The 7,280-nt window shown below is 64.6% G+C and carries 8 protein-coding genes; 6 read left to right on the top strand and 2 right to left on the bottom strand.

Annotation, left to right across the window (positions count from 1 at the left end; translation table 11 throughout):
• Positions 1-68: 68 nt before the first annotated feature.
• Positions 69-779, bottom strand: coding sequence for an HTH-type transcriptional regulator RutR (rutR, locus tag AC07WJ_RS19835; RefSeq protein WP_494936361.1), 711 nt, complete (start codon positions 777-779; stop codon positions 69-71).
• 341 nt (positions 780-1,120) lie between these two features.
• Between rutR and rutA the strand changes: the two genes are divergently transcribed.
• From rutA to AC07WJ_RS19810, 5 genes are read left to right on the top strand one after another with little or no spacing between them, the layout of a single operon-like run.
• Entirely contained in the window at positions 1,121-2,209 is a 1,089-nt protein-coding gene (gene rutA / locus AC07WJ_RS19830) for a pyrimidine utilization protein A (protein WP_494936360.1), read from the top strand.
• Complete coding sequence (gene rutB, locus AC07WJ_RS19825; protein WP_494936359.1) at positions 2,209-2,949, top strand: pyrimidine utilization protein B; 741 nt, start codon at positions 2,209-2,211, stop codon at positions 2,947-2,949. Before rutA ends, rutB begins: the two co-directional genes overlap by 1 nt.
• A 49-nt stretch (positions 2,950-2,998) precedes the next feature.
• Complete coding sequence (rutC, locus tag AC07WJ_RS19820) at positions 2,999-3,406, top strand: pyrimidine utilization protein C (RefSeq protein WP_494936358.1); 408 nt, start codon at positions 2,999-3,001, stop codon at positions 3,404-3,406.
• Between the two features lie 2 nt (positions 3,407-3,408).
• Entirely contained in the window at positions 3,409-4,194 is a 786-nt protein-coding gene (gene rutD / locus AC07WJ_RS19815; protein WP_494936357.1) for a pyrimidine utilization protein D, read from the top strand.
• Positions 4,191-4,796: a malonic semialdehyde reductase gene (locus AC07WJ_RS19810; protein WP_494936356.1), complete on the top strand. Its 606-nt coding sequence runs from the start codon at positions 4,191-4,193 to the stop codon at positions 4,794-4,796. The genes rutD and AC07WJ_RS19810 overlap by 4 nt, the downstream gene beginning before the upstream one ends.
• 79 nt (positions 4,797-4,875) lie before the next feature.
• On the opposite strand, the gene AC07WJ_RS19805 is transcribed toward AC07WJ_RS19810, so the two are convergent.
• Complete coding sequence (locus tag AC07WJ_RS19805; protein WP_494936355.1) at positions 4,876-5,985, bottom strand: Fic family protein; 1,110 nt, start codon at positions 5,983-5,985, stop codon at positions 4,876-4,878.
• Positions 5,986-6,296: 311 nt separating this feature from the next.
• Between AC07WJ_RS19805 and AC07WJ_RS19800 the strand changes: the two genes are divergently transcribed.
• Positions 6,297-7,220, top strand: coding sequence for a shikimate dehydrogenase (locus AC07WJ_RS19800; RefSeq protein WP_494936354.1), 924 nt, complete (start codon positions 6,297-6,299; stop codon positions 7,218-7,220).
• Positions 7,221-7,280 lie beyond the last annotated feature (60 nt).

The following is a 7,280-nucleotide window of genomic DNA, read 5'->3' as shown; positions in this document are numbered from 1 at the left end:
ACCCTCTCCCTCTGGGAGAGGGTCATTTTCATGGGCTTCTCTGACGCGTGGGGCGACGGCCGCAGCTACTACACTCCCGCGCCCCTTGGCCTGACGCCGTCGACCACGATGTGCTGGATATTGGCGATGGTCTCTTCGAGATAGGCCTCGTCGGTCAGGTCGCGGCCGATGACGGCATCGATCTGCGCGGCGAAATCGGCATAGTGCTGGGTGGTTGCCCAGATCGAAAAGAGCAGGTGATGGGGATCGACGGCCGCGAGCTTGCCCGCGGCGACCCAGGCGCGGATGACGCCGGCCTTGGCATCGACGACCGCTTTCAGGACACCACGCAATTCAGGTCCGAGCAGCGGCGCGCCCTGCACGATTTCCAGGCAGAACAGCCGTGAGGCGTCCGGATTGTCGCGCGAGAAGATCACCTTTTGCCGGATATAGGCGCCGATCGCGGCGACCGGATCGGCCTCAGGCCTGAGGCCGTCGAGCGGCGCGAACCAGCTTTCCAGCAGCTGGCGCAGGATCGCGACATAGATCTCTTCCTTGGAGGCGAAATAATAGAAGAGATTGGTCTTGGAAACATGGGCCGCCCTGGCGATCTCTTCGATGGTCGCGCCGTGCAGGCCATAGCGCGAGAACAGCTTCAGCCCCGCGCCCAGGATCGCGGTGCGCTTGGCTGCGATCTTGCGGCTGCGGCGCTGCGGCACGGCCTCGGCTAGGTGGTCGGGCGCCTCGACCGCCGCGTCGGACGCCTTTGCCGGCGTGTCGGCCGTGGCACGTCGTGGCATGGTGCGCCGCGCCTTGGCGGCGGGCGATGTCGGGCTGGCGGGTTTGGCCGGCGGGGGCATGGCAGCCACTTGGCACGGGCTGCCACCGGCTCGCAAGCGTTGCGCAGGCACCAAGCCCTGTTGACCAAGAGTTAGGCAGGCTTGCGAAGACGATGCGGACTATCTAATCTTTTTCGGACCACTTGGTCCGAATTCATCCAGAGGGACTTTCCAAGCCTTTGTAAAATCAAGGATCCGTGGCCTGGCACGGCGCGTGCATTTTGGTTGGACGAGCCCCTGGAGGCGGCCACGGCGGACCATCCGCCCGGAAACCGCGCTCCGCTAAGCCCGAGGAGCAAGCGATGAATGTCGGCGTGTTCATACCGATCGGCAACAATGGTTGGCTGATCTCCGAGACCGCCCCGCAATACATGCCGACATTCGATCTCAACAAGGAGATCGTGCTGAAAGCCGAGCACTACGGCCTCGACTTCGCGCTCTCGATGATCAAGCTGCGCGGCTTCGGCGGCAAGACCGCGTTCTGGGACCACAATCTCGAATCCTTCACGCTGATGGCGGGCCTTGCCGCGGTCACCAGCCGGATCCAGCTGTTCGCCACCGCCGCCACCTTGACCATGCCGCCGGCGATCGTCGCGCGTATGGCTTCCACCATCGATTCCATTTCCAACGGCCGCTTCGGCCTGAACGTCATCACCGGCTGGCAGAAGCCGGAATATTCGCAAATGGGGCTCTGGCCGGGCGACGACTATTTCAGCCGCCGCTACGAATATCTCGCCGAATATGTCCAGATCCTCCGGGATCTCTGGGCCACCGGCCGCTCCGACCGCAAGAGCGAATTCTTCCAGATGGAGGATTGCCGCGTCAGCCCGAAACCCCAGGGCGAGATGAAGATCATCTGCGCCGGCCAGAGCGAGGCGGGCATGGCCTTCACCGCCCAACATGCCGACTATAATTTCTGCCTCGGCAAGGGCCTCAACACGCCGACCGCCTTTGCTCCGGTCACCGATCGGCTGCGCGCCGCCACCGACAAGACCGGCCGCGACGTCTCCTGCTACGTGCTGATGATGATCATCGCCGACGAGACCGATGAAGCGGCCATGGCCAAGTGGGAGCGCTACAAGGCCGGCGCCGATACCGAGGCGCTGGCCTGGCTCACCGTGCAGGGCGCGGCCGACACCAAGTCGGGCGCCGATACCAATGTCCGCCAGCTCGCCGATCCGACCTCCGCCGTCAATCTCAACATGGGCACCCTGGTCGGCTCCTATGAAAACGTCGCGCGCATGCTCGACGAGGTCGCCACCGTGCCCGGCACTGGCGGCGTGCTGCTGACCTTCGACGATTTCATCAAGGGCATGGATGATTTCGGTCAGCGCATCCAGCCGCTGATGACCTCGCGCCGGCATGTCGCGACGCTCGCGGAGGTCGCGTGATGGCCGGCTCCGAGACGGTTGCCGCGGGCTTCGCCCCGATCGGTCCGCCGGGCGCGGCCGTGACCTTGCCGGCGCGGCCGGAGCCGCTCCGGATCAACCTCAAGGAGACGGCGGTCATCGTCGTCGACATGCAGAACGCCTATGCCTCGCCCGGCGGCTATCTCGATCTCGCCGGTTTCGACATTTCCGGCGCGGCTGCGGCGATCGACAAGATCCGGACCACGGTGGAGGCGGCACGTGCCGCCGGCATTCCCGTGATCTTCTTCCAGAACGGCTGGGACAAGGACTATGCCGAAGCGGGCGGGCCCGGATCGCCCAACTGGTACAAGTCCAATGCCTTGAAGACCATGCGCAGGCGCCCTGAGCTTGCCGGCCAACTGCTCGCCAAGGGCGGCTGGGACTATGCTCTCGTCGATGCCCTGAAGCCCGAACCCGGGGATATCGTCATCCCGAAGAGCCGTTACAGCGGCTTCTTCAATACCAATATCGACAGCGTCCTGCGCGCCCGCGGCATCCGCAATCTGGTCTTCACTGGCATCGCCACCAATGTCTGCGTCGAATCCTCGCTGCGCGATGCTTTCCACCTCGAATATTTCGGCGTGGTGCTGGAGGATGCGACCCATCAGGCGGGGCCGGATTTTGCCCAGAGGGCCGCGCTGTTCAACATCGAAACCTTTTTCGGCTGGGTCACCACGGTCGCCGATTTCTGCGGCACGATCTCGCAGCAGCCTGCCGACTGAACCCGCTTCCACCGGCGTCCATCATGATCCCGAAAACCGGAGAGCTTCCATGCCCATGACCGCGATCATCCCGCCCGGCTCCGGCAAGCCGCTGGCGCCCTATTCGCCCGGCGCCATGGCCGACGGTGTCGTCTATGTCTCGGGCACGCTGCCTTTCGACAAGGACAACAACGTCGTTCATGTCGGCGATGCCGCGGCCCAGACCCGCCACGTGCTGGAGACCATCAAGACGGTGATCGAGGCGGCCGGCGGCACCATGGCCGACGTCACCATGAACCATATCTTCGTCACCGACTGGGCCAATTACGGCGCGGTCAACGCGGTCTATGCCGAGTATTTCCCGGGCGACAAGCCGGCGCGCTATTGCATCCAGTGCGGCCTGGTGAAACCGGATGCGCTCGTCGAGATCGCCACCATTGCCCATATCGGCCAAATCATTGTCGGAAAACCGGGCTGAGGATGATGCAGTTCGAGCTTCACGGACGCAGCGAGCCGGATGCCGAGACTGTCCTGCTGTCGGCCGGCCTCGGCGGGCTCGGTGCCTTCTGGAAGCCCCAGATCGCCGCGCTAGGCGAGCACTATCGCGTCGTCACCTATGACCAGCGCGGCACCGGCCGGAACCGCGCCGAATTGCCTGAAGGCTATCGGATCTCGGCCATGGCCGACGATGTCATCGGGATCATCGACCAACTCGGCATCGGCCGCTGCCATGTCATGGGCCATGCGCTCGGTGGCTTGGTCGGGCTCGAACTGGCGCAGCGGCAGCCGCACCGGCTGCGGAAGCTCATCCTGGTCAATGCCTGGGCCAAGGCCGATCCGCATACCTTGAACTGCTTCGCCATGCGCAAGGACCTGCTCATGAATTCGGGCGTCGAGGCCTATGTCCGCGCCCAGCCGATCTTTCTGTTCCCCGCGCCCTGGCTGTCGCGCCATGCCGGCCGCGCGGCGGCCGAGACCGCCGAGGGCGTCAGACATTTTCAAGGGGTCGATACCTTGCTCCGGCGGATCGGCGCGCTCAGCGCCTTCGATATGGCCGGCCGGCTCGGCGACATCCATGTGCCGACCCTGGTCGCGGCCTCGCGCGACGACCTGCTGGTGCCTTGGACCTGCTCGCAGGCTTTGGCCGAGGCCATGCCGGCGGCACGCCTGTCGCTGGTGCCGGAGGGCGGCCATGGCTTTACCGTGACCGAGCCGGAGGTCTTCAATGCCCTGGTTCTCGACTTCCTGAGGGAGCCGATGCCATGACCCGAGGCTCTGTCCATCGGCCGCTCGATCCGGCGGCGCTCGCCATCCTGTTCACCGAGGCACGCACCCATAATGGCTGGCGCGACCTGCCGGTGAGCGATGCCTTGCTGAAGGACGTCTACGAGCTCGCAAAAATGGGCCCGACCTCGGCCAATTGCTCGCCTGCGCGTTTCATCTTCGTCCGCTCGCCCGAAGCCAAGCAGAAGCTCGCGCCGGCGCTCAGCAAGGGCAATCTCGCCAAGACCATGGCCGCTCCGGTCACCGTCATCGTCGCTCACGATGCCGCCTATTTCGACGCGCTACCCCGGCTGTTTCCCCATGCCAATGCCAAGCCCTGGTTCACCATCAGCCCGGAATTCGCCGCCGAGACCGCCCTGCGCAACGGCGCGCTGCAGGCGGCCTACCTGATCCTCAGCGCCCGCGCGCTCGGCCTCGACACCGGCCCGATGTCCGGTTTCGACCGGCCGATGGTCGACGCCGCCTTTCTCCAGGGCAGTCCCTGGAAGTCCGACATGCTGATCAATCTCGGCCATGGCGACGCCGCCCAGTTGCGGGAGCGGCTGCCGCGCCTCGATTTCGACGAGGCCTGTCGCCTCGTCTGAGGCGGGGCGTCGGCGCGTCCCTGATCCCGCCGGCCCGGTCGCGACCCAGGTGGGTTCGCTTCGCGCCCTGCAACCGTCGTCAGGCGTCTGCGAGGTTCAAATGATAGCGGGTGTGACGCAATTCGCCGGTGCGCGTCAGTGCCCCCTTGGCAACCATATCCTGCAGGTCTCGTGTGGCGGTCGCGCGCGACGTCTTGGTGATGGCGATGTAATTCTCGGCGCTCAGGCCGCCCTTGAAACCGTCGATGCCCTCGCGAAACATCCGGGCGATCACCTTTCCCTGTCGGCCGTTCAACGCGCCGTGCAGCCTTTGGAAAAATTTGGCCTTGGCGACGTGGAAATCGATGCGCCTGATCGTCGTGCCCTGGGCGTCGACCACCGTCTCGGCAAAATAGACGAGCCAGTCGGTGATTTCCGTTGTCTTGTTATTGCGCTCAAGTGCCACGTAATAGGCTCGGCGGCTGCGCTCGATCGTGTAGGCCAGCGCGATGAGGCTGGGCTGGCCGAGATTCTGCGCCAGCGATTTTTCCGAAAGCGCACGCCCGATGCGGCCGTTGCCGTCCTCGAACGGATGCACGCTGACGAAATACAAATGAGCGATGCCGGCGCGGGCCAATGCCGGCAGCGGAGTTTTTCCGCCCGGCGCCGTGTCGTTGAACCAGGCGACGAAACGATCCATCTCCGCTTTCATCCGGTCCGATGGCGGTGCTTCGAAATGCACGACGGGTTCATGATGAGCACCCGAGACCACCCGCATGGCATCGGCATGCGTGCGGTAGCCGCCAATGACCTGAAGGCCGCGCTGCCCGCTCATCAGCATCCTGTGCCAGGCGAACAAGGTTTGATGGGTCAACTCATTGGCGAAACCGCGATAGAGGTCGACCATCATTTCGGCGATGCCACGTTCGGCGGGTGGGATGCGTGAAGCCCCGCCACCGAGCCCGAATTGCTGGCGAAGCGAGGATTGCACACTCTCCCGATCGAGAGTTTCGCCCTCGATGGCCGAACTCTTCAGCGCTTCGTCGCTGATCAGCTCGATCCGGAGCATGTCCCGATCTTCTGGTCCGACATGCTTGAAAGCCCCTATGAACTCTCCGCCGTGAAGCAGGAATTGCCTTTCCAGCGGCTCCAGGGCCTTTGGATCATAGGTGAATTGAGGCCAAGCCGTCTGCTGCCAGTTCCAGGCCATGAGTGATAGCGAACCTTTCTATAGCTCACGATAGTTTGAATTTTGATTTATAGAAGTGTTTTCTATCGCTCATGCGCGCGCAGACGCGGAAAACAGACCGTTTTGGGCGCATGAGCCAACGGGTCGAGCTGCCTGCGCGATGCACGCCGGATCGTGAGGGGGCATGGGCCGCACGCTGCTCGCATCATCCCCAGAAATGAACATCATGTTAGGTATCCCTTCCATGTTGGTCATCGCGTTATGGCCAGTACCATGGCAGCATCAGGCAAATCCCGCAAAGCAAGGCGGGGCCGAAGATCAGGGGAAAGCGCGTGGCCAAGGCCGGACCTCAGACCGGGACCAGACGGGTGCTGATCGGCCTGCTCGGCGCGCCGATCGCAAGCTCGGCTTCGCCAGCCCTGCATGAGGCGGCGGCGCGCGCCGCCGGTATCGAGGCCTATTACCATCTGATCGAAGTCGCCGGCGCCGACAAGGCGCGGCTGCGCACCATCCTTGACGGCGTCCGCGCGGTTGGTTTTGCCGGCATCAACGTCACCTTTCCCTACAAGGAAGCCATCGTCGGCCTGCTCGACGAGGTCGCGCCGGCCGCCGCCGCCATGGGCGCGGTCAATACGGTGGTGGTGCGCGACGGCAGGCTGGTCGGCCACAACACCGACATGACCGGTTTCCGCACCGCCTTTCAGCGCTTCGCGTCGGCTTCGGCGCCCAAGGCCGCGCCGGCAACGGTTGCGGTGATCGGCGCCGGCGGCGTCGGCCGGGCCATCGTCTTCGCCTTGCATTATCCCGGCGGGCCCAAGCTGCGCCTGTTCGACCAGGACCGCGCCAAGGCCGAGGATCTGGCGGCCCGGCTCGATGCCGGCACGGGCCTCGTCGTCGCCGGTTCGGTGGAGGAGGCGCTGGAGGGCGTCGGCGGCATCGTCAACGCCACACCGCTCGGCATGGCGCCGGATGTCAGGAGTCCGGTGTCGCCTGAACTCATCTCGGCGGCCCATGTGGTCATCGACGTCGTCTATTCGCCTTTGTTCACGCCGCTCCTGACCGAAGCGCACCGGCGTGGCGCGCGCATCATGACCGGTCGCGACCTGGTCATTCACCAGGCGCTCGACGGTTTCCGGCTGTTCACCGGGCTCGAAGGCTCGGAAAGCGCCATGAACGGCGCCTTCGACCGGGTTATGGCGGCGCGCGGCATCTCGCCGTTGACGGCGAGCATTCATGCCGAGACAAAAGCCGGCTGAGTTCATAAGAGGGAAGCAAGTCCGGCCAACGGACTGAAACGATCAAAGGGAGGACCGAAG

Source organism: Phreatobacter sp. GW821-FHT04C01 (assembly GCF_059420385.1).
This window is presented reverse-complemented; position numbering and strand designations above follow the sequence as displayed.

Bases quoted from the DNA above. Each gene is read 5' to 3' on its own strand.
- rutR (WP_494936361.1), bottom strand. From the start codon at position 779: ATGCCACGACGTGCCACGGCCGACACGCCGGCAAAGGCGTCCGACGCG.
- rutA (WP_494936360.1), top strand. From the start codon at position 1,121: ATGAATGTCGGCGTGTTCATACCGATCGGCAACAATGGTTGGCTGATC.
- rutB (WP_494936359.1), top strand. From the start codon at position 2,209: ATGGCCGGCTCCGAGACGGTTGCCGCGGGCTTCGCCCCGATCGGTCCG.
- rutC (WP_494936358.1), top strand. From the start codon at position 2,999: ATGCCCATGACCGCGATCATCCCGCCCGGCTCCGGCAAGCCGCTGGCG.
- rutD (WP_494936357.1), top strand. From the start codon at position 3,409: ATGATGCAGTTCGAGCTTCACGGACGCAGCGAGCCGGATGCCGAGACT.
- AC07WJ_RS19810 (WP_494936356.1), top strand. From the start codon at position 4,191: ATGACCCGAGGCTCTGTCCATCGGCCGCTCGATCCGGCGGCGCTCGCC.
- AC07WJ_RS19805 (WP_494936355.1), bottom strand. From the start codon at position 5,985: ATGGCCTGGAACTGGCAGCAGACGGCTTGGCCTCAATTCACCTATGAT.